This is a genomic window from Arsenophonus endosymbiont of Bemisia tabaci Q2, from assembly GCF_902713415.1.
Classification (GTDB): domain Bacteria; phylum Pseudomonadota; class Gammaproteobacteria; order Enterobacterales; family Enterobacteriaceae; genus Arsenophonus.
Genome location: NZ_CACTIE010000120.1, coordinates 1 through 1,977, shown reverse-complemented (window position 1 = coordinate 1,977; position 1,977 = coordinate 1). Strand labels below are relative to the sequence as shown.

Here is a 1,977-nt window from a genome sequence, read left to right as displayed (position 1 = left end):
GGGTCACCCAAGTCCTTATCCCAGTACTTCTTAAAAACACTGTAATCATGATGGATAATGCAACTTTTCACAAGAAACAGAGTATTCAACAAGTCATCATCGATGCGGACCATATGGTGGAATATTTGCCTACCTATTCGCCAGATCTTAATCCAATTGAACATAAATGGGCACAAGCTAAATCCAAAAAAAGAGCGCTCGGATGCGACACAGATATTTTGTTCGCACTCAATATGGTGTAATCAAAATTAAGTCGTTTAGCTATATTTTTACTTGTTTCTTACGCGAGGACAAGTAACATAAGGCTTTCCTCAATTGGGACCAACTTTAAACAACTAAATATCAAAAGAGAGTATTTTATGAACATAGCGCCTGTAGTCGAAGTACTACAAGGCCGTGTAGCGGTAGGCGAAGAAGTAACCGTTCGTGGCTGGGTACGTACAAGAAGAGATTCAAAAGCCGGTTTCTCGTTCCTCGCCGTCTATGACGGTTCCTGCTTTAATCCATTACAGGCTATTGTAAATAATGAACTAGATAATTATGAAACCGAAGTTTTACATCTGACCACCGGTTGCTCGGTTGAAGTAACCGGGATCGTGAAGTCATCAGAAGGTCAAGGGCAAAATTTTGAATTATCTGCCACTCAGGTTGTTGTGGTCGGTATGGTGGAAAATCCTGATAGTTATCCAATGGCTCCCAAGTGCCATAGTGTCGAATATTTACGTCAAGTGGCACATCTGCGTCCACGCACCAATCTTATCGGCGCCGTTGCCCGTGTTCGCAATACGTTAGCCCAAGCTATTCATCGTTTCTTTCATGAAGAAGGCTATCTTTGGGTCTCAACCCCCACTATCACCGCCTCCGATACCGAAGGTGCCGGTGAAATGTTCCGCGTCTCAACATTAGATTTACAGAATATTCCACGGACAGAAAAAGGGGATATTAATTTTGATAAAGACTTTTTTGGTCGGGAAGCATTTCTAACCGTATCCGGTCAGCTAAATGGCGAAGCTTATGCCTGTGCATTAAGCAAAATTTATACCTTTGGCCCAACGTTTCGCGCAGAAAACTCTAACACCAGCCGCCATTTGGCTGAATTCTGGATGGTTGAGCCTGAAGTCGCTTTTGCCAACTTGGACGATATCGCCAGCCTAGCCAAGAAAATGTTAAAATATGTCTTCAAAGCGGTTTTGCAAGAACGTAATGATGACTTAACCTTCTTTGCCGAACGGATCGATAAAGACGTCATCAACCGGTTAGAAAAATTTGTTGCTTCGGATTTTGCTCAAGTTGACTATAGCGATGCTATTAAAGTGTTAGAACAATCGGGTCAATCCTTCGAAAATTCAGTGGCTTGGGGTATTGATCTCTCTTCTGAGCATGAACGTTATTTAGCTGAGCAATATTTCAAAGCACCTGTGGTGGTCAAAAATTACCCAAAAGATATCAAAGCTTTTTATATGCGTCTGAATGATGACAATAAAACTGTTGCTGCCATGGATATATTAGCGCCAGGTATTGGGGAAATTATTGGTGGCTCTCAGCGTGAAGAGCGATTGAATAAATTAGATGCCCGGATGGAAGAAATGGGACTTAACCAACAAGATTACAGCTGGTATTGCGATCTGCGCCGTTATGGTACCGTGCCCCACGCCGGATTTGGACTCGGATTTGAACGCCTGGTCGCTTATGTCACTGGCGTACAAAATATTCGCGAAACCATTCCATTTCCTCGTACTCCACGTAACGCAAGCTTTTAAATATTTAATCTTAAAAAACGAATAAATATTATAATGATAACTAGCCAGTATACCGCTGGCCTTTTTATTTTTATAGCTAAGCGACTTAATTTTGATGACATTATTTATATGAGCTATTCAATTGATTTTAGACGTAAAGTGATATTTACGATGGAAGAAGAAGCGTTGAGTATCCGAGAAACAGCGAAGCAATTTCGGATTGGTTCTGCATCTGTAT

General features: G+C 41.5%; 2 protein-coding genes. Both read left to right on the top strand.

Translation table 11 applies throughout. From position 1 onward, the window contains the following. The coding region (locus ARSQ2_RS06980) for a transposase (protein ID WP_181994842.1) at positions 1-242 on the top strand (242 nt) is incomplete at its 5' end. Positions 243-359: 117 nt separating this feature from the next. Continuing rightward, positions 360-1,760 carry an asparagine--tRNA ligase gene (gene asnS / locus ARSQ2_RS06975; protein WP_181994841.1) on the top strand — a complete coding sequence of 467 codons (1,401 nt, stop codon included), beginning with the start codon at positions 360-362 and terminating at the stop codon, positions 1,758-1,760. The last annotated feature ends 217 nt before the right edge of the window (positions 1,761-1,977 follow it).

What these genes read in the sequence shown, in the direction of transcription:
- asnS (WP_181994841.1), top strand. Translation starts at nt 360, where the DNA reads ATGAACATAGCGCCTGTAGTCGAAGTACTACAAGGCCGTGTAGCGGTA.